This is a genomic window from Aneurinibacillus aneurinilyticus ATCC 12856 (assembly GCF_000466385.1).
In the GTDB taxonomy this organism is placed as follows: domain Bacteria; phylum Bacillota; class Bacilli; order Aneurinibacillales; family Aneurinibacillaceae; genus Aneurinibacillus; species Aneurinibacillus aneurinilyticus.
The window spans coordinates 6099-26832 of sequence record NZ_KE952919.1 but is presented as its reverse complement, the minus strand read 5'-3'; the positions used below and the strand labels follow the sequence as shown (position 1 = coordinate 26832).

Here is a 20734-nt window from a genome sequence, read left to right as displayed (position 1 = left end):
TCCACCTTATGGATAATCAACAGGCGTGGTATATTAACCTGCTCCATTCATCATTCAATACTAAAAAGGCGTTTACTCACATGTAAACGCCTTATCCTATCCTGTAGTATTTTACACTTCAATATGTTGTTGTTTCGTACTAGCGAATACTTCCGTATCCAATTCCTTTGTTACCTTGCTCGTTAGAACACCTGCCATCATACTTCCGCTGACATTCAAAGCGGTACGTCCCATATCAATTAACGGTTCAACTGAAATCAGCAATCCCGCAAGAGCAACCGGAAGATTCATGGTCGACAGGACGATTAATGCAGCAAATGTGGCACCTCCGCCCACACCTGCTACACCGAACGAACTGATAGCTACTACTGCGATTAGCATTAGAATAAAAGAAGGAGTCAATGGGTCAATTCCGGCCGTCGGCGCAATCATTACAGCAAGCATGGCCGGATAAATTCCTGCGCACCCGTTCTGTCCGATGGAAAGACCGAACGAACCCGCAAAGTTCGCAATTCCTTCCGGTACGCCCAATTCCTTCGTTTGCGTTTTTATGTTAAGCGGAAGCGCTCCTGCGCTAGTACGTGATGTAAAGGCAAACGTCAGAACAGGAAACGACTTCTTCACATACGTAATCGGATTTAATCCGGCCAATGCCAGGAGAAGCAGGTGGATGATAAACATTACAATCAGCGCCGCATACGAAGCCACAACAAACTTTCCTAGCTTCATAATTGCATTATAATCGCTTGTTGCAGTAACTTTAGTCATCAAAGCAAGTACGCCATATGGAGTAAGACGTAAAATTAAGGTTACTACTCTCATAATAATTGTATAGAATGTATCGACGATTTTAGCAAACATCTCTGCCTGCTCCGGATTTTTTCGCTTCACACCAAGGAAAGCAATCCCGATAATCGCTGAAAAAATAACAACTGCAATAGTTGAAGTCGGACGATCGCCTGTAAAGTCCAGAAATGGATTAGCCGGCAACAGCTCCACGATTTTTTGCGGCAATGTCATATCCTGAACATCGCCCAATTTCTGCTCAAGCAACTGGGCGCGTGCTGCCTCCGCTTGACCTTGCTGAATTTGTACGGCTTCCAAGTTAAAAGTGAAAGCAGATGCAATACCAATAGCTGCAGCTACCGCTGTCGTACCTACTAATATTCCGATAATAAGCGTACTAATTTTGCCTACATTACCGGATAGCTTCACTTTTGTGAAAGCGCCCAAGATAGAGATGAAAACCAGTGGCATCACGATCATTTGCAGCAGTTTGACATATCCCTGCCCAACAATGTTGAACCAATCAATCGATGCTTCAAGGATATCTGATTTGGCCCCATAAATGAATTGTAGTATAAGACCGAATGCAACCCCTGCTCCTAATGCTGTAAAAACACGTGCAGAAAATGATGCCCGCTTCTTTTGCATTGTATATAAGCCAATAATAAGCAGAAGCATAAGAACGATATTTACAATCGTTAATGCTGTTGTCAACATAACCACCCTCTTTATTCCGAAATCACTTCTCTACATTATATGTTCGATTTATTAGTTATAATACAACAATCCCAATAAGTCAAGTCGGTATTATAAAAAGTTTATTTTCAAATAAAAAAGGCATTTTACAAAATACCCAACAATAGAATCATTTTGTAACCTTTTATTAACCCTTTCTTTTTTTAAGTTGTTTATAATAAAAACTGTGTTTACTACTGACTCCTTTCGATCCCCTTTCTGGATAAGGCAGAGAGGGGCTTTTTTTGCAAAAACCCTTATATAAACAAAACCACCTGCCTCGAATATAATTCGAACACAGGTGGTTACTTGAGTTCTATTTAATAGCCGCTCCTACTTCTTTAACCATCTCTTCAACTGAAACCAGTCCGCCCCCGGACAGGTACCAATAGTTCGGGTCCAGATATACGATATGGTTATTTTTGAACGCTTTTGTTTTCTTTACTAATTCATTTTCTACTACTTGTTTTGCAGATGATTCACCGCCGACAGCGGCTCCTCTATCAATAACAAAAAGATAATCCGGGTCTTTATCAACAATATATTCAAAAGAAATGCTTTGTCCATGTGTTTTAGTCTCAATATTCTTATCGACAGGAGTAAGACCGAAAACATCATGGATAATGCCGAATCTGGAACCTGCCCCATATGCACTCACTTTGCCGTCGTTAGCTAAAATGATCAACGCATTCTTGCCACTTGCAGTCGCTTTTTCATTCAGCTTTTTAATATCTTCATTCACTTTTGCAAGTTCTTGGTCTGCCTGAGATTCCTTACCAAAAATTCGCCCTAATGTTTTTGTATTCTCGGTGAATGATTCCATATATTTCTTCGTATCTACTCCTATGAAAATCGTTGGAGCAATTTTAGTAAATTCCTGGTATGAGTCTTGCTGTCTTCCTGAAATGATGATTAAATCTGGATTGATTTCATTAATTTTCTCGAAATCAGGCTCTTTTAACCCACCGACATTTTGATATTTTGCATCTTTATATTTTGAGAGGTATGGAGGAATGTTTTTTTGCGGCACTCCCGCTACCTCTACTCCTAATTTATCCAATGTATCCAGTGCACCAAAGTCAAAAACAACAACCTTTTGCGGGTTTTTCTTAACTTTTGTTTCACCCAATTGATGCTTAATTGTTAGTTCTTCACTTTCTTTCTCCGCTTTGGGCGCTCCTGCGCTATCTTTTGAGCTATTTGAACTGCATGCAACAGCGGCAATAGCTAGAATGGCAATCATTACTACCATCCACAATTTCTTTTTCATTTCTGTCACCCCTGAAATTTTTTGTTTTATTTATATTAATGGTTTATCAAACCACTAAAATAAACCGAACCCAGTATGGTTATTTGCTTATGAGAAATAAACACAAATTTTATTCTCATTAATGTTCTCTATCTTAATGTCCATATCATAGATGTCTTTTAGTATGGAACTGTTAATAATCTCATCGGTAGGGCCCTCTTTGACAACCTTCCCGTCTTTGAGCGCTACAATATAGTCCGAATAACAGGATGCAAAATTAATATCATGAATAACAATAATAATTGTCTTTCCAAGCTCATCCACCAATCTTCTGAGTACCTTCATAATTTGGACTGAGTGCTTCATATCCAGGTTGTTCAAAGGCTCATCCAGAAGAATATATTCCGTGTTCTGAGCGATAACCATGGCGATATAAGCACGCTGCCTCTGACCACCGCTTAGCTGGTCAAGATATTTATCCTGTATATCTTCCAGTTCCATGTATGTAATAGCTTCATTGACATGCTTCCAATCTTCTTCCGAAAGGTTCCCTTGTGAATAAGGAAACCTGCCGAAACAAACCAATTCCTTAATGGTTAACCGAATGTTTATATGATTTGACTGCTTTAGTATGGATATCTTTTTTGCCAGATCGTTGCTTTTACACTGGCCAACTTCCTCATTATCAATCAAAATCTCGCCGGTATCTTTTGTGATAAGGCGGCTGACCATGGACAACAGGGTACTTTTGCCGGCTCCATTCGGACCGATAAAAGATGTAATCTTTCCTTTTTCTATTTTCACAGAGACATTGTCGACCACACTTTTATTTCCGTATTGTTTAGAAACCTCTCTTACTTCTACCATGATTTACGCTCCCTTAATAGAAGATAGATAAAGTACACTCCACCAATGAAGTTTATAATAACGCTTAGGGTCGTGGAGAATGTAAAGACCCTCTCAACAATCAACTGACCTCCAACCAGGGCAATAATGCTTATAAAAACAGAGCCGAAGATCAAATATTTGTGCTGGTACGTTTTTAAAAATTCATGCGCAACATTCACCACAAGCAAACCTAAAAAAGTGATAGGTCCGACTAGGGCCGTCGATATGGATACAAATATCGCTATGACGATTAACAACCTTTTTACAACATAGTCATAATCAACTCCTAGATTAATTGCCTGATCCCTTCCAAGTGATAATACATCGAGATATTTAATAAATCTTGAAAAGTAAATGGCAATACCCAGTATAGCGATAATGGCAATCAATAAAAGGTCTGTATTGACATTATTGAAGCTGGCAAACATCTTATCCTGCACAATCTGGAACTCATTCGGATCAATGAGCACCTGCATAAACGTTGATAAGCTTTGGAACAAGGTACCAAGTATCAGCCCCATCAACAACAGAAAGTAAATATTTTGTCCTTCTCTTTTAAAAAGAACCTTATATAGTACGCCAGAGAAAAGCACCATTAACCCTACACATATCACAAAGTTGATGTTTTTATTTGCTACTGTCAAATTTGTAGAACCAAATATAAAAATGACGAAAGTCTGTATTAACATATAAAGCGAATCCAGTCCCATAATGCTGGGCGTCAGAATTCTGTTATTTGTAATCGTTTGGAAGACTACCGTCGAGAAAGCGATAGCACTGCCGGTTATAACAATGGCAAGTACTTTTAGACCTCTCCGAGGCAGAACATAATCCCAGTTGTTGCCGACTTTTATAAATAAAAATATAGCGATTAGTAAAACGGAAAAAGCTGCAAGAGCCCCTATTTTAGCGTTATGCTTCATGTGCCCTTCTCCTCATTAACAAGTAAGCAAAGATGCCGCTCCCGATCGCCCCAACCATAAGGCCAATGGGAATCTCATACGGATAAATAATAACGCGTCCCAATATATCACAAAACAGTACGAATACTGCACCTAATAAAGCTGTATGGGGCAGGTTCTTTTTGAGATTATCCCCTTGATAAATAGTGACAATGTTAGGAACGACAAGTCCCAGGAATGGTATTACTCCGACTGTAAGTATAACTACGGCCGATACCATGGCTACAATAACCAGCCCTATATTCACTACACGCTTATAGTTAAGCCCTAGATTAATGGAGAATTCCTCTCCCATTCCTGCTACGGTAAATTTATTTGCAAAAAGATACGCGATTATAACAATCGGTATACTGATGAATATAAGTTCATATCTACCCTTGATAATCATAGAAAAATCCCCTTGCAGCCAGGCAGATATGTTCTGAATCAGGTCATATTTATATGCAAAAAAAGTTGTAATCGAATTGATAATATTGCCAAACATTAGCCCGACAAGCGGTATAAAAATCGTGTCTTTAAATTTTATCTTCTCTAATATTTTCATAAACACGAATGTTCCAAGTAATGCAAACACAAAAGCCACGAGCATTTTTTCCAAAGGACTGGCAGATGTAAATACCATAAGGGAAACCAAAATCCCCAATTTAGCCGAATCCATCGTTCCCGCAGTTGTCGGGGATACGAATTTATTTCTTGTTAGCTGCTGCATAATTAAACCGCTTATGCTGAGACTAATTCCAGCAACAATAATACTAATAAGACGCGGAACTCTGCTCGTTAGCAGAATTTCAGCTTGATCTTCACTCAAATTGAAAATATCTAAAGGAGTAATATCCTTTACACCAACAAAAACAGAGGCAATTGATAAAATAATTAATGCGATAAATAAATATCTCTTTTTCATGTTTCTTCCTTTTTGCGGGTAAATTTTATGTGTATACATTGTTATCAAGAGAACAAAATGTTAATAATGATATTCACTATCAATTATGCCTGCAATTAGTATTATAACACTCCCCTTCAAACAGTCAACATGCATTGTGCAAAATACCACATTTACACATTCTCATACAAGTTTTCAAATTAATGAAACAAAGCAAAAAGGACTGTATCATTTCTTTCCCGCACAGTCCTTTTAAATAGCTTTCTTCTTTAATTTTCTTATCTATCGGTAATATCAGCTTACATGTAGAACAGGCTTATTTTGTAATACCTCCTCCTTCCAACCACGTTATCCTGTCAAAATATCAAGTGTAACTTATATAGTATGTATAACTGGATAATTAACAGACATAATATTATCCTTATTGTTGTGCTTCTACTGTTATTGTATCCACCTTGGAACTGTCTTTGTATGAGGCTAGATACTGAGCTAACCTCTCCAGCTCAAGAATCCGTAGCGGGAGCGGCGGATGTGTCGAAAGAATATGACTGAACCATATGAAGAACCCTTTTTCATTTCTACTTTGGAGTATGTACTCCCCTCTATTTACTTTCTTATAAAGGGCCTTTCCTATAGCCAATAAGGTTAACCCATTGATAGATGCTTCAAGATTGCCCGTATAATAAGCGGCTAAACGATCACACGTATATTCACAAGCACGGGAATACGCCTTTCCCAGAAAAGGAAGCCACATAGCCGGTAATAACAATAAATGATTGGCAACATGCCTTCGCTGAATATGGGCAAGCTCATGTGCAATAATGAATTCTAATTCTTCTTCGGACTCAGAATCTATTAACTCAAAAATATCTGAATAAAGCACCACAAAATTCCTCCCTAAAAGCCGTGTAGCAAAGGCATTTAGCATACCATCCGATTGGATAACAAAGATATCTGGCACCGTATTAATATTCATTCTTTGACATAATAACTCAACCTTGCTGTATACCGAAGGGAATTGTTGTGTAGTAAGCTTTACTCCATTACTTCGAATTCGCCCTAACCAGATTCCATGAAGACAAAAGCTAATAAAAGCAAGCAATAAAATATAAAATATGCCTATGATAGTACTAACGAGCCAAAAATAAATAAGGAGACTAATAACTAATGCAATGATAAAATAATTTTTTTCATTAGGATGGATTAATCGTTCCTGCATACACATAATTTCCTTTCATTATTATAAATACTTCTCCCCTATAAACGCTCGTCAAACTATGCTATTATCTCTTAGAAGCAAGTGGTAAACGAGCATGAGATTCTAATTTATCATAGATTTTATTCCAGTTATTAAACACTTTATCAACATCTTTAACTACAGCTTCATTTATGGATAGATATTTTGTTTAGCCAACATATTTAATATCTCTATTTCTTCCTCTTGAGAACAAAAAATTTCACTATCGGCTACTTTTTGACCTTTAAGCTTATTTATAATCTTCCTAATTTGGCTAACCATCATCATACACTCCTTATTCATTGAATTTGCCTTTATGTTGATTGAACTACTCCTACTACCCGATCCCTCTTTTTTATCAAACGTACATTCTTATTATACAAAGAATCAAAGGAAAAATCTACCTATTACTCCCACGCCTATGCTTCATCCTGAGGAAGAAGTTTTCTCGGCAAAAAGAGAACGGATGGTGTATTCCCTTTAAGTATGTACGGAGGTGAGGTAAATTGAAGAAGAAAAAAGGAGGGAAAGAAATGGGAGCTGCCACAAGACTTGCGATTCTTTCCAGCGATAAAATTACATTATATCGGGATCGACGCTCGTTATAGGGGACAGGGTTATGGGCAAGAACTGATGGATGAAGTCTTTGATATCTGCCAAGAAATTGCCAGGTTATCTGGATGTGTTTTTCTTACCCTTGAAGCATTAAAGTGCGGTGGGCTTTTATGTTGTATAGCAGAAAGAATACAGAAACGCCGCAACTATCGTAATATATGGAGATAATAAAGTTATTTAATTTTCCGCTTATAAAATTAAAGCCCTTCAGATCTACCAAAGATTTGGAGCCCTTTTCACGTTTTCAGAGAGTCGTACTTTCGAAATTCAGGGTAAAATATCTGTATGACCGATAAAGGACATATGTGACTTTCTTTTAAACCAAATACCATCAAATGAATCTTTTCCGAAAGGCCCCATTTTTGAAACACCTAATTTTTCAGCATAAAATTTATCCGTAGGTTCTACAATTTCCCCAATTAATTTTTCACCTGAACGAGTTTAAACCAGCATTTTTTCCCCATACATATCTTCCTCCCCTGATAAATTGAGTTAAAAATAAACACTATTTATAGAAATCCCATTTTTAAAATTAAAAACCACGGCACTTCAACTAAAATCTGGAATCAAACAACAATAAGAACACATAAAAAATGTTACTAATTCCAACGAAAAAAAGGATATATCGACCAGCCACACTCTTAATTCGTCTACATATGAATAGGCAAACGGTCGCCATCACAGCAGTAAGAAGAATTTGAATGGGCTTAAATTCAAACAGTAATCCTGGTACGATTATCAATGTAAACCACTTTGGCAACAAGTATTCAACGGCAAGAACAAAAATAATAATAGCTAAACAACCTACTCCTGTATTGGAATTTCCCTGTTGTGCTTCTCGACCTCCTAACCAGTAACCTAACGACAACCAATAGAACCAATTCACCTAAATACCACACCTTTTTATCTAAGACTATAGTTCCATTGTATCTTAAATCCTAAAATTGGTACAGATTTCTATTTAGAAACATAACAAAATTCTAAAAACAGAAATACCGCTCTCTTTTTAAGAAGAGCGGCAACATAAGAATATGAATTAGTATTAAAACATTAACCCACTTCTATATAGTTTTCTTTAATTACAAAAACAAATTAGGTGTAAAGTTTTGTCAGGTGATTTTTGAGAGAGGCTTCTAACTCGTTAAGTAACTTCTCTTGCAAAAAAGGGGGACGATATAAAAGAATAATACATTTTATGAAGACCATGCCACAACAGCGACAGAAGATTCAACAGACAACTACATCGAATAACAGCAATACTGTAGTTTGTCGAAAATGTAAATCTACTCAAGTAGTAGCGAATAAGCGAGGATATAGCTTTCTAAGAATGTTTTTATGGTTAGGTATTATGTTAGGTGGAACAGTCGTTTTTTTTATGATAGGGGAATTTCTGGCATCTATAAAAAATGTTGATATGATTACCGGTATACCAGAAATCATGTTCTTATTATGGTTCTTCTCTGTCCCTGTGGCAATTATAGTGGGTTTTGTAGGAAGAAATGCAATTGTAAACGGTTGTATGAATTGCGGACATAAGTGGATGCCTGTAAAAAAGAAGTAGTATCTTCAAATTCGTGACGAATTGTAAAGAAAGTGGTATAATATCAATAAAGATTCTGCATAATAAAAAGGATCGCCTGGTGCGTCAACACCAAGCAGTATGTACAGTAGACGTTCCCCCAAGGGGACGGCTCATAAGCTACTTTAGGGAATAGACCTCCTTCGCTTGTCACGGCTCAAGGGAGGTCTACTTTTCTTTCTTAATGACAGCAATAGCAGTAAACACTGCGATGAATATAGTAGCAACAAGCATGCCGCATCCAATCATCAGAGAAATCGCTTCATATACTGTCACATCCTCACCCCCTTTCCGGGGACGAGCCGACCTGCCCTTGAGAGAGCCATATCCACTTGTACAAGGAAGATTATAGCATATTTATAAGCAACAAACGAATACTCGTTCTATTCCTTTGCCCCATAAAGAAACGTAACTTCCTACTTACCGTAGCCTAATAATCCTTCATCAGCTTGAGCACGACAGATCGACTGTGCTGAATGAGCGCCGACGCGTGCACCTTCTTTCTTCCACCTTATGGATAATCAATAGGTGTGATTTTCATGTAGCATGCTTTTGGCACTTTCCTTCACACCGTTATCCAATCCGGATATTTGTAGCAACATATTGAGGTATTGTTCGGCTATCTGCGGTTTTTCATTCCGAATCGCCTTGGCCTGTTCGAGCAAGGCCTGACTTTTTTCACGTAATGGAGCTTCCACGAACTTCTGCAATCTCGGATGCTGCCAGGCTGATGTGAGCAAACGAACGGATTGCTCAAGATTATTCTCACGCATGCCTTTTTCATAGTCATCGATTGCTTTTTGAAGAAATTCCGCCTGTTGTCGATACTCGTTCGGCACACTGCTTGCGCTTGAAATGCTTCTGTATATCGCCAATTGTGTATGTATTTCTTCAGCTTTTGCCTGATCCAGCAGCTTCTTCGCAGCCTGTCCGGCTACACTGCCACCGCTGCCTTTCTTGCTATACAGACGGTTTGACTCACTTGCATAATAAAGGGCTTCAGCATATTTTTCACTATCAAGCAGTTGTTCTGCTTTGCGTGCATACAATAACGCCTTTTTTCGCTCGGTAGCTATGCGGGAAATTTCCTGAGCAATAACTGGCCTTGTGCTCAAAATTTCATATGCTTGTTCTTCTTTCGCAGGTTTGAATGTTTCGGCCTCTGCAAGCAATTTTTCCGCAAGCTTTTGTACTTGCTCCTTCGCTTCCGGCGTACTATCCCCACGCTCTACTGCTTCGGTAGCCAGAATAACAGCCTTGCTTATATCACTCTCGGCAAAATGTACCGCATATGCCAGAGCATCTACTTCTTCTGTTTTTTCTTCTTCTGCCTCTTTTTCTGCTTCTTTCTGCGAAGTCAGCATGCTCTCTAATACATCTTTTTCTTTCTCACCAGACTCCCGGGCTACGTCCGGTGCATATTGAAAAGCAATCTGATACTTATTCAGCGCCTCGGTTGTGTCCCCTTCGCTCTTAACATCTTTATTGGCCAGATTTACGAGCATTTTGTCAGCACCGTGATACTTACTCATATCCAACGGTTTATCCGTTTGTTCGTTGTATTTTCCGATTGCATATACGACATGCTTTGCTTCTTCTGCCCTTTCCTTTTCTTTCGATTGAGCGGCATACAGATCGGCTTCCGCTTCTGCATATCGTTTAAAAATGCTTTTTTCCGTTTCTTCTCTAAGCGTCTTAATATCCGGTTGATCCATAGTTAAAGACAAGAGCAGCTGAAGGTTGGCATGTCCTTGATAGGAAAGTATGGACTCAGCATCAGCCTGTGTTTTCAACTGATTTGCCGAATCGGTAAATAGTTTCATGATATCGTCGTAACGTCCATCATGAGCGTTAACATTCTTACCGTAATATACGACATTATACGAATCACCTGTAGCAGCATAGCCAGACAATATATCATATAAAGGACTAGGGATGTAGGAAGGTTCCCGGTATACAGGCTGTTCTCCTGATGGATTTCTCGTCCCATTATCGCTACTCCGTTCCTCTCCATCCGCCGGCTGCCCGATTCTTTCTTCCATACGAGTCATTTCGGTATGGATAGGCTGGTCTGAAAAGTCCCCAAGCCACAACGGTGGTTCAGGAAGCACGATGTCACTTTGGTCAACAACCAGATCAGCAATCGGTTTCTCTATATCGGCTACATCCACCAAATCAACAGCATCATCGTACACTTCGCCTAGTGCATGTTCCTTGAGCGAGAATGCGAACGTATTGCTCTTTTTATCCTGTAAGAGATTAGGTTCTGCCATTGCTTTTTCTGATTTACACTTTAATCCGATGTCCTTTTGCTTGCTTTCGTCTTTTTTCGCCTGGATACGTGTAGTATTTTTCACCTGATTGTCGTCTGTATTAAGACGGATAGACGGTGATGGCTTTTTTGCGTTTGCCTCTGCTTTTTCAGTTGGCCGGCTATTGGTCGGTACGCTCCCTTGGTTCCATTGATATGCAGCCACACCGCCGGTAACGACCAGCAAACCGAGTGAAACAGGCAAAATGGCTCGCCGAACTTTTGCTCCGTTTTTTTCCTGCTGATTTTCAGGCGCCAATTGTACTCCTCCTCACTTATATCAACTTTTTGCGTTTCATTTCCTCTATACGCTCTTTCGCAATAGCCGTCTCCGAAGGATTTTGATTCAATTGGACGACTTTCTGTAGCATGTCAAACGCTTCCTTATACCGCTTCTCTTTCAAGTTGAATAAACCATAAACGAAATAGGCCCGGCCGCTATTCGGATAACTCTCCAGCACCTGTTTATATATGCCTTCAGCTTTTCCTTTTTGTTTAAGCTTGTCATATAAAATACCTATATTGAGCAGGATATCTTCACTTTGAATTCCCAAATCGATAATCTGGTTGTAAGAAATGAGCGATTGTTGGAAAAGATTAATATATTTCTTATCTCCCTTCGTTTCATAATATAAACCATAATCATAATACGCCTGCCCTAGCCGGTTTAAATAATCAATATTCGTAAAATCATTTTCAAGCAGAATATTAATCAAGGAAATCGCCTCTTCATACGTCTTCGCCTTAGTAACATCATCCACTTGATTTGTCTTATTTTTTTTAATATAAAGGTCAACTAGATTCTTAATGTAGCGCTCGTTGTCCCCCTGCAACGACACAGCTTTTTTGAATTCTTCAATTGCTTCCATATCCTTACCCTGAAGTCCGAATAGCTCCCCTTTCAGATTGGCAATAAACGCTTTAGAGAGGGAATCGCTGGCATTGAGCCGCTGCACAAGCTGATTGGCCTTTTCATATTGATTGAGACGAGCGTAGGAAATAACGAGATCGCGTATGGCATCCTGTTCATATACGCTTTTTTCACCTTTCCTCGCCTTCTCTAGATGATCAATGGCATTTGAAAAATCATTCATCAGGAAATACGCTCTACCTATTAAATACTGTGCCTCCTGGTTCGTTTGAGAGAGCTTTTTCTCTAAAAATAAATTCTCTAAATAGCCGATAGCTTGCTCGTACCGGCCCCGACTAATATAAATCGTAGCCAATTTTGCATATAAATCTTCAGTCGGCTTTTGTTCAATCGCCTGTCCGATGAATTCTTCCGCTTCAATATAATTCTGCTGGGCAAACGCCTCCGTTCCGTTCCGAATAAGCCCTTCCCAGTTTTTTTCAGCCGTAAAGTAATACAACCACACAAGCAGACCAGCACTTACAAGAAAGCTTCCGAGCGATAGTAGCACCTTCCAGTGAATAACCATAAAACGCCACATTCTCTCGCCAAGAGGGAGCTTCTTTGTTTTGCCAGCAGGATTGGGGACATATGTAATATCATCCGCTTCCTTACGTTTCTCTCTCAGTATTTTCTGAAGAGCTGCTTCGGTACTCATTTCCCGCTGCTTAGCACGGATTTTCTCTCTCACTTCTTCGGCGATAATTTCCAATTCTTCTTTAGTGGCGAAATCCAGTGCAGGAAGTGTAGCACTCCTCGCATAAAGAAGCAGAGCCTTGTTCCACTCTTCCAACTTCTCCATCTGAGCGGCGGCTTCCAGATATTCCTGTAAATAAGCTCCATGCGGCTGCTCATTATCCGTTTCATCCGCTGACAGCAACAGGTTAATTTCTTCTGTTACCGCTTTGTTTTCAGGAAAGCGAGAAACAATGAAGCGATATTCCCTCTGTGCGGCATTCTTATTGCCAAGCCCTTCAAACACAGCGGCAATTTCCAGCAATCCCTCTACGCCTATTGCTGAATCTTCGTTTGTCACTTGCGTTTTTCGGGACAGTTCCTGCTTCCTCCTAATAGCCGCTTCTTGTACATGTGGGGGAAACGTATCGAACCATTCAGCAAAGGAAGGGCAATCTTCTAAGCTTCGACTTTTCCATACCCGTTCCAGGAGAATACTGGCAGTCTTTCCGAGCGTATCACGAAGCACTTTTTTTATTTGCTGGTAGCGGGCGGTTTCCTTTTGCATTTCTTCTGCTGCAAAATAGCTCATATCATCCGCTTTTTTCTTCCGTACATCTTCACTATGCCATGTAGCCATCTCTGCCAAAAGAACTGCACCGGCGAAACGGTCGGCACTTGCTGCCCAGACACCATCCTGTATGTATTCGGCAGCATATCCAGGAGAGCCGCCAGGCAGAATTTCCGGTCCTTTAATGTCCGGCGCATATAGCTCTTCCACGTCCACAAGCTCAACGTCCGCAAAAGGTCGCTCGCTCCTTTGGGTTTCCAGATAAGGAAGAAGAACGTTGCTTGACGATAGATCACAGTGCGCCAAATGTACGGCTTCCAACTCCTTCATGACGAGAGCAAAAGCACATGCAATACGTACGCATTCATCCCGGGTTAGAACTTTTTCCTCCAGAAGAATATCCGCCCAGGTCGGTCCTTCAATCCATGGCATGAGAATCGAGTAATTCAGGTCATTATACCGTTCAACAAGCTTGTCATGATGCTGCCGCTCGATTACAGATCGCAAACAGGCGGAAAGACCATATGTAGATGCATACCTTTGAAAGCTTTCAGCCAGCTCAATCTGGCGCTTGCTTTTGAAGCGTTCCCTGAATACTTTTAAAGCGGCATGCTTATGAAGAGCGCTTGCCTGACCGTCAACCAGCTGATAGACCGTTCCCTGTCTTCCCTCCTGTCCATAGGGCATCTCAAGCCCTTCTACTGCAGGATGTTTGGAAAACGTATATCTTCTTCCAAATATTCGAATCGTTTCTCCAACTTCCGGTTGAAAGTTCATGCTCATTGACCCCTGTTCTCAAGCTTCTATGATAAAAAGACCAGCCAGCTGCTGTGACTAGTCTTTTTGCAAAAATATGAGATTGAAATATGCTTATTGAGCATCTGCTTGGCGAAAACGTGTAGCAATTGCACGAAGCTCTTGATCGATAGAATCTAGTAATTGAACATATGCTTCCATATGACGACGGGATTGTTCGAACTGATCGAAGAAGCGCTTCTTTGTTGCGCCATCCCATTTACCTTCCAGAGATTGAAGAGCCTGATAGAGCTGAGCCGTTTGCTGGCGGCTGGCATCCGATCCGTTTTTAAATTGCTGGGCAATTCCTTCCAACTCTTCCGGTGTAACGAGAATTCGCATTGACATTATACGTGCACTTCCTTTCCTTTTTTTAATGTCAAAACCAATATATTACAACATTTCTATGTTTTACAGTCCTGAAATTATTATCATTCTCATGTACTACAATATCGATAAATGAAAGAAGATCGTCTTACTTTTCCACCAGGTAGTTTTGTCTATAATTTAGCCTTTTTGTAAGGTTTTGCGATTTTTACCTTTATATGTTTTCCTTTAATTACAAATCCGTCCCCAGTTGGTAATTCCTTATCCGTTTCTGCATGCGTAAGCCTCATATTAAAGAAATACAAATCGGTACTTAAGGTAGAGCCCAGCAGGAACCCGACAAACTTCTTCTTGATATTCATCATCCATGGTTCATGCATATAGCTATTCATGCTGGCAAGGGAACCGGCCATAAGGAAGTGAATGTTCTTCTTTCGCGCTTCCTTTGTTAGTTTTTCAAGATAGCTCTTACTCTCAAAATCCATATTCGTCTGTTGCATGAAATTCTCTGCATCATCAATGATGATAACGAGCGGACGGTATGAGTTCTCTTCCACGCTGTCTGTCCAATCATTCCCATATGTTGATGCCTGTGCTTCCTCGATGATGGACACAGCTTGCTCAAGTACCTGCTTTGCCCCGGAAAGATCTGTGGCATGTCCTTTGACATGGGGAAGATGGGAAAAATTCATGATACCTGTGCGCTTGGCTTCCAATTCTATCAGGAATACATCTATTTCTTCCGGATTGTATTGACGGTTTATTGATAGAATTAATGTTTGTAAAAGGGATGTTTTTCCTGATTCTACCCGTCCTGTTACGAGCACATGATCTGCATCTTCTAGGCGGATAGACTGAAGCGACAGGTCTTCTGTATCGATACCATAAGGAAGAGCCCCTGAGTCTTTTGTCGGGAATCTATCCAGCAACTGCTCCCAATTGATTTCTTTGGGCAGCATTGCAATTTTCTTCGCCGGCTCCCCTTGCCATTCCATTCCCATTCTGTCAGCAAGGTGACGGAAAAATGCTGTTTTCTCCCACTCGTCTGCTCCATCATGCGGAAGCATGCATTGAAAAGCATGCGGCGGGTTATGTCCTTTTACGAAGCCACGCCCTTCCGGAAGACTCGAAACAGCAAAGGAAGGACGCCCCACAGCGAAATAGTAATCTGTCTGATCCGCCAACTCGAAGGAAACAGCAGAAACGAAGTTATTCCGGTACCTATCGTACATGTCGCTCGTTTGATTTGCCGTTACAAGTACAACAATGCCGTAGGAGGCCCCTTCACGCAGCAGCACTTCAAGCTGCTCGTTTTCTTCAACGAATTGGGTTCGAAAACGCTGGTATCCATCGATAACAAGCAAAAGCGCCGGAACTCGTTGCTGGGTAATTTTTCGATAGCTCCGTAAAGAGCTGACCCCTTCATTTGAGAATTGCTCTTTACGCAATACTAATTCTTTCAGCAGAAAACGGAAGAGCCTACGCATTTTTTCCGTCTCTTCTTCATGCACGACACCACCCACATGCGGAAAACGTGCCCATTCTTTCATCTGGCGGCTGAAATCGATAATATACACATATAAATCTGCAGGAGCATGACCGAAGAAAAGAGAGAGCATTGTTGACTGAATTAACGTAGTCTTTCCGGAACCAGGCATTCCGTAAGCAATAAAATGTCCTTCGTTCAGGTCGATGCGCAACGGATATTGTGCCTGGTTTTCCACATCGTCAATAATGCCAATCTTCGGCTGTAGCCAATCCTTCTCCACTTCCCAGCCTTTCCGTGACCAGCTCTGCACATCCACCATTCGGGAAAGGGGCAGTCGTTCGGGAAGCGGTTCAAGCCATGGACCCGGGAGCGGCTTGATGCTCCGCTTCTGTGCCTCTTCCTTCATATAATCGATGATTACTTGAATTTGTTTACGTCGGCTGTCTCCTTCGGTTTTGATGACCTTTTGTCTTCTCGTCGATCCATCCAGCATAATCTCTGCAATTTCTATTTGTTCCGCCTGTGTTTCTTCCTCTGGCTGATAGCTGGCACCGCTCCAGGCGGACTGGAAATACTCAAGCACCTCATTGTTTCCTACCTGGAAATAGGCTCGACCTGGAACATTAATCGTAGAAGCGTTCGGAATCTGAATCATCTCCCGACTATCACCATCATCCTGCACGCGCAGACAAATACGGAAGCGTGAATTACTCCATATCTTCTCGTCTACGACCCCTGCCGGTTTCTGTGTCGCCAAAAGCAGGTGAACACCTAGTGTACGTCCAATCGCTGCAATACTTATCAACTCATCCATAAATTCAGGCTGGTCTTTTTTCAACTGTGCAAACTCATCTATGACGATGAGAAGATGCGGCAGCGGCTCTCTGAAACGCCAATCTGAACGGAAATATTCATCAATATGCTGAATGTTACCGGCCATATTGAATATTTTCTGCCGTCGCTCCAGCTCGGCACGCAGTGAAACCTTGGCCCGATTAATAAGATTAGGATCCTCCAGATTCGTAATCGTAGCTATGACATGTGGTAGCCCTTCAAATGTGTTAGACATACCGCCGCCCTTATAGTCAATAAGCATAAACGCCATTTCATGCGGATGATACGTGGCAGCCAAAGACAAAATAATTGATTGAATCACTTCACTCTTTCCAGAACCAGTCGTACCGGCCATCAAGCCATGTGGACCATGTCCGTTCTGCTCAATTTTGTCGTGAATATTTAGTTCAACCGCTTTACCGCCTTCCCGTACTCCGATCCGAACAGGGAGAGTGAGCGGATACCGGTTCTGTTCCCAGCGGGCGGCAACATCCAATTCCTCTACCCGGTTTACTTGATACATGTCCAGGAAAGTTAGTACCTTTGGAATAACCCCTGCCGTAGATTGCTTCACACGCAGCGGCGCGATGGAACGCGCCATCTCCCTAGCTTCCTGCAAAGAAAAGCGATCAAGCGCAACCTGTTCCCTGCCGGTAAACGAATTGGTCTTATCGTCAGAAGAAAACGTTTCGTATAACCGCGCCACTCCATCTTTCACTTCAATAATAAGCTGGCATTCCATCGGTAGGGTTTCTTTCTTCGATGACATAAGGAACGTACAGGCTCCTACTGTATCACCTTGCTTTAAAAGAAGCGGCAGAAGAGCATCATCCTCAAACATGGAAAGCTGAGGTAGGAAAAACACGAATTCCGGAACATGATATTCTTTCTTATCCTCCGCACTTTTTCGTAGCTTACGAAAATTCAATGTACTGTACATCCGCTCAAACAAATCATGCGCCATGCGTTTCCCCTCAGCTATGTAGCGGAATTCCCTGTCCTGATCCCACATATGCGGCAACCATCTCATCCAGTTCCAGTCTACGCTTTCCTGCTCAGGGTATGCACAGACGATTTTTACTTCTTCAGGCGAATGATGGGTAGCAAGCTGTAATGCCAATACACGCGCCAGCTCGACTACATCCGCTCTTTCTCCTACGAGCCCGACCACCCGTTTTTCCCGCAGCGGAATGGATACAGGCACATTTGTTACTTCACTATAATCAGTACCCAGCTTCTGTGCTTCCGCGATTAGCGGGTGAATATCATATCCATCCTGCATCGGAAGCTGAACCGTAATCTTAAAAGGTCTTGTTCCAAGCCCAATTCTTGCGTGCAGAAAATCCTCCGAATAGACGGCTCGCTCCCATAGGAAGCTATGCCGATCATGAATCCTGCGCATGCAATCTTCCGGATTCGGATCCTTCTCCCGTAAGAATTTTGTTTGCTGTTTACGTATGCTCTCAATTTCTCTTCTATGCACTTCCAGTTGCTGCAAATACTCTTCGTGAATCTGTGCAACCTCAGCGCGGTGCTTCTTCTTCCTGCGAAAGAACAACACAATGGTTGCAATATAAGATCCAAGCATAGGGATGCTCATAGCCATAATAAAAATAGCGTACATAGCACTGTTGTATAATGTCTTCGATAAATAATACATAATCCCCACGGTAGCAACCGTCAGGAAAATCGGAATGATCATCGTCTCGAATGAAAACTTCGGCTCCATCGGCTCCGCCTTTGGACGGTGTACAATAATTTTACCTGTCGGAAGTGCAAGTTTTACTCGTGGAGATCGTGTAAAGTATGGTGATTTTCTCATGATTCCCTCTCTTTATTCGATAATTCTCCATACATAATCAAGCTGTTCCGCTTCATCCGCCGTTGGCAGGTCTTCCATATCCGGTTTATCCCGTTCGTATTCCTCTTCGGTACGCAGATCGGAGGTCGGCTCCTTACTAAGACGCAAAAAGGCGCCATCCCAAATCCCTGCATACTCCAGAGAGCGCTGCTTCTCAAGCCGAAACCAATTCTTTTGATCAAACGAATATTCAAGTTCATGCACGCCATCTCCCCAATTGTATTCATAGCCAAGCCACTCATGTAAAGCGGCAGCCAGTTTTTCGCTTTCAATTTTACAAGGCAGGCGTACATCTTTTTCCTGTTGATTATGGATGAAAGTAACAATGACTATTTCCAACGTATTCCCTCCTTCTCCTCTACCAGGCAATATCCAGAAAGGAAATATCATCGCTTGTCGGAGAAGAGAAACTCTCGGTCATCAGATTTTGTAGCCGTTCGGTTTTCGGAATCGAACGCAGTGAGTCAATTGCAGCAAAGCCATCTGAATACACAAGCATCCTATTAAAAGGTTGGCCCATACCAATAGAACTTGCAGTCTTTATGCTCCCGCTTAACAACCCTTTCTTTGTGGACCAGCGCTGGTATTGATCCCCTTCATCATAGGAAAGGCAGAAAATCTCCTGCGTGCCCTCCCATAACCGAACACGCAAGTCACCGGAACACGCCAAAAAGACGTTGGCCTGTTTCGACCAATCATCTATAATATCTACCCGGCCACAAACAAACATAGCCTCACTTCCGTTTATCCGCTTCTCCTCCAGTACGTCTCTCAATAACGGGGAAAGGGCACGCGGCAAACGGTAGGCATTCACCATTTCTGTCGCTTCATCTACCCACTGGGTCAAATGCGCATCCAGGGCCGCCGCCATAGCATGCTCATCCCTGGCCCCTTCCACCGAAACACTTCGCAGCCACACTAGCAGTTTTGTTGCCAGAAACTGTGCTGCTATATTCCCGCAAAAAGACAAACTTACCCCATCACAAAGCACAAACTGAAACGACTTCTCTTCTGTATGAAATGCCAAATAATCCTGTCCGATATCATCTGCCTGTTGCGTCTCACCTGCCCGGGCATAACCATAGCGAAAAGTAAATCGTTCCTGATAAACGCTCGTAATCGGTATTTCTGTTTTTTGATCGCTCGCAAAAGAAAACATATTCCACCTCCTTCAATTTACCGGACCGGCGTTGCAGCTGACATCTGAAAGCCTAATGACACAAGATCTGCATTTGTGCCCGGAAGCATCATCAGCGCCCCTGGTTCAATTTTATATCCTGTTTCCAGCATCATCTCCCGATAACTCTCCGGCAGCGGACTGGAAAGCTTCTTCAGCTTGTTGCCGTACTCATCTTCCAGATACGTATCCGGCATAATTCCCGGCCACTTTCGAGAATTCTTGATAGGCGTTTTGAGAATCTCATCTGAAATGAAGATATTCTCTACCAATACGTTCCCATCTGGCATTTTCATTTCCATAATTCGTCGTACGACCGGTTCCGGGTCCTCTCCCGTAAAAGCTCCGTCCGTCATATGACAGATTAGCGGTGCCGGACAATTCCAAAGGTTTTCCCTTTCCCGCTGCAGCATTTTCTCAGCAACTTCGAATGCTTTCGCTGTATTCGTCAATCGTTGGGTCTGTATATTTTCGAGCGGCCGCATACGTGCCACCTCATCAATTCCCTTGATGCCTCCCAGCACATCGAATACATTGTCGCTGTATGCCAGAATCGATAGTTTATAACGGGGGCTTAACCTGCTTCCCTTTGTTGAACGGAAAACCATCTGTCGAATCGCGGAATTCAATGCCGCGGTAACGACATCAATCCTTCTTTTTTGCTCTCCTCCGGCATCCATGAATTGATTCATAGATGCACTAATATCCAGCAGATAAACAATATATGCCGGAGTTTGCTGTGTTGCCTGAATACGATAATCCATTATATGCGACTCCTATTACTCTAATAATCTATTACTATATACATCCGATTTAATAAATCGACACATGTTTGTGGTGGGAGGTAAGA

At 41.7% G+C, this 20734-nt stretch carries 18 protein-coding genes; 2 read left to right on the top strand and 16 right to left on the bottom strand.

What is annotated here, in order from left to right; translation table 11 throughout:
* Positions 1 to 111 precede the first annotated feature (111 nt).
* The 7 genes from HMPREF0083_RS25300 to HMPREF0083_RS28560 all read right to left on the bottom strand — a co-directional run bounded on the left by HMPREF0083_RS25300 (position 112) and on the right by HMPREF0083_RS28560 (position 7028).
* Positions 112 to 1500 carry an L-cystine transporter gene (locus HMPREF0083_RS25300; protein WP_040305106.1) on the bottom strand — a complete coding sequence of 463 codons (1389 nt, stop codon included), beginning with the start codon at positions 1498 to 1500 and terminating at the stop codon, positions 112 to 114.
* A 337-nt stretch (positions 1501 to 1837) separates the two neighbouring features.
* On the bottom strand, positions 1838 to 2791 hold the full coding sequence (locus HMPREF0083_RS25295; RefSeq protein ID WP_021624834.1) for a siderophore ABC transporter substrate-binding protein: 954 nt from the start codon (positions 2789 to 2791) through the stop codon (positions 1838 to 1840).
* An 87-nt stretch (positions 2792 to 2878) separates the two neighbouring features.
* The gene (locus HMPREF0083_RS25290; protein ID WP_021624833.1) at positions 2879 to 3637 is read right to left on the bottom strand and encodes an iron ABC transporter ATP-binding protein; all 759 of its coding nucleotides are present in this window, start codon (positions 3635 to 3637) and stop codon (positions 2879 to 2881) included.
* Complete coding sequence (locus HMPREF0083_RS25285; protein WP_021624832.1) at positions 3631 to 4581, bottom strand: iron chelate uptake ABC transporter family permease subunit; 951 nt, start codon at positions 4579 to 4581, stop codon at positions 3631 to 3633. The genes HMPREF0083_RS25290 and HMPREF0083_RS25285 overlap by 7 nt, the downstream gene beginning before the upstream one ends.
* Positions 4571 to 5524, bottom strand: coding sequence for an ABC transporter permease (locus tag HMPREF0083_RS25280; RefSeq protein WP_040305097.1), 954 nt, complete (start codon positions 5522 to 5524; stop codon positions 4571 to 4573). The genes HMPREF0083_RS25285 and HMPREF0083_RS25280 overlap by 11 nt, the downstream gene beginning before the upstream one ends.
* Before the next feature lie 400 nt (positions 5525 to 5924).
* The gene (locus HMPREF0083_RS25275; RefSeq protein ID WP_021624830.1) at positions 5925 to 6722 is read right to left on the bottom strand and encodes a M48 family metallopeptidase; all 798 of its coding nucleotides are present in this window, start codon (positions 6720 to 6722) and stop codon (positions 5925 to 5927) included.
* Between the two features lie 168 nt (positions 6723 to 6890).
* Positions 6891 to 7028 carry a hypothetical protein gene (locus tag HMPREF0083_RS28560; RefSeq protein ID WP_155847254.1) on the bottom strand — a complete coding sequence of 46 codons (138 nt, stop codon included), beginning with the start codon at positions 7026 to 7028 and terminating at the stop codon, positions 6891 to 6893.
* A 282-nt stretch (positions 7029 to 7310) separates the two neighbouring features.
* Between HMPREF0083_RS28560 and HMPREF0083_RS30295 the strand changes: the two genes are divergently transcribed.
* Positions 7311 to 7523: a GNAT family N-acetyltransferase gene (locus HMPREF0083_RS30295; RefSeq protein ID WP_412675047.1), complete on the top strand. Its 213-nt coding sequence runs from the start codon at positions 7311 to 7313 to the stop codon at positions 7521 to 7523.
* 385 nt (positions 7524 to 7908) lie between these two features.
* Here the strand turns inward: HMPREF0083_RS30295 and HMPREF0083_RS25270 are convergent, their stop codons facing one another.
* Positions 7909 to 8241, bottom strand: a complete 333-nt coding sequence (locus tag HMPREF0083_RS25270; protein WP_021624827.1) for a hypothetical protein — start codon at positions 8239 to 8241, stop codon at positions 7909 to 7911.
* A gap of 318 nt (positions 8242 to 8559) precedes the next feature.
* Between HMPREF0083_RS25270 and HMPREF0083_RS25265 the strand changes: the two genes are divergently transcribed.
* Positions 8560 to 8916 carry a hypothetical protein gene (locus HMPREF0083_RS25265; RefSeq protein ID WP_040305103.1) on the top strand — a complete coding sequence of 119 codons (357 nt, stop codon included), beginning with the start codon at positions 8560 to 8562 and terminating at the stop codon, positions 8914 to 8916.
* A 186-nt stretch (positions 8917 to 9102) separates the two neighbouring features.
* Here the strand turns inward: HMPREF0083_RS25265 and HMPREF0083_RS29585 are convergent, their stop codons facing one another.
* The 8 genes from HMPREF0083_RS29585 to HMPREF0083_RS25230 form a co-directional block, all read right to left on the bottom strand.
* Positions 9103 to 9210: a putative holin-like toxin gene (locus HMPREF0083_RS29585; protein ID WP_222860866.1), complete on the bottom strand. Its 108-nt coding sequence runs from the start codon at positions 9208 to 9210 to the stop codon at positions 9103 to 9105.
* Between the two features lie 245 nt (positions 9211 to 9455).
* Entirely contained in the window at positions 9456 to 11504 is a 2049-nt protein-coding gene (locus HMPREF0083_RS25260) for a hypothetical protein (protein ID WP_021624825.1), read from the bottom strand.
* A gap of 16 nt (positions 11505 to 11520) precedes the next feature.
* Entirely contained in the window at positions 11521 to 14178 is a 2658-nt protein-coding gene (locus HMPREF0083_RS26795; protein ID WP_051354801.1) for a tetratricopeptide repeat protein, read from the bottom strand.
* Between the two features lie 93 nt (positions 14179 to 14271).
* The gene (locus tag HMPREF0083_RS25250) at positions 14272 to 14544 is read right to left on the bottom strand and encodes a WXG100 family type VII secretion target (protein WP_040305095.1); all 273 of its coding nucleotides are present in this window, start codon (positions 14542 to 14544) and stop codon (positions 14272 to 14274) included.
* 152 nt (positions 14545 to 14696) lie between these two features.
* The gene (gene essC, locus HMPREF0083_RS25245; RefSeq protein ID WP_021624822.1) at positions 14697 to 18668 is read right to left on the bottom strand and encodes a type VII secretion protein EssC; all 3972 of its coding nucleotides are present in this window, start codon (positions 18666 to 18668) and stop codon (positions 14697 to 14699) included.
* Between the two features lie 12 nt (positions 18669 to 18680).
* Positions 18681 to 19046 (bottom strand): ubiquitin family protein, encoded by a 366-nt coding sequence (locus tag HMPREF0083_RS25240; protein ID WP_040305090.1) that lies wholly within the window; start codon positions 19044 to 19046, stop codon positions 18681 to 18683.
* Between the two features lie 19 nt (positions 19047 to 19065).
* Positions 19066 to 19866, bottom strand: a complete 801-nt coding sequence (locus HMPREF0083_RS25235; protein ID WP_021624820.1) for a hypothetical protein — start codon at positions 19864 to 19866, stop codon at positions 19066 to 19068.
* 17 nt (positions 19867 to 19883) lie between these two features.
* Positions 19884 to 20648, bottom strand: a complete 765-nt coding sequence (locus tag HMPREF0083_RS25230; RefSeq protein WP_021624819.1) for a vWA domain-containing protein — start codon at positions 20646 to 20648, stop codon at positions 19884 to 19886.
* Positions 20649 to 20734 lie beyond the last annotated feature (86 nt).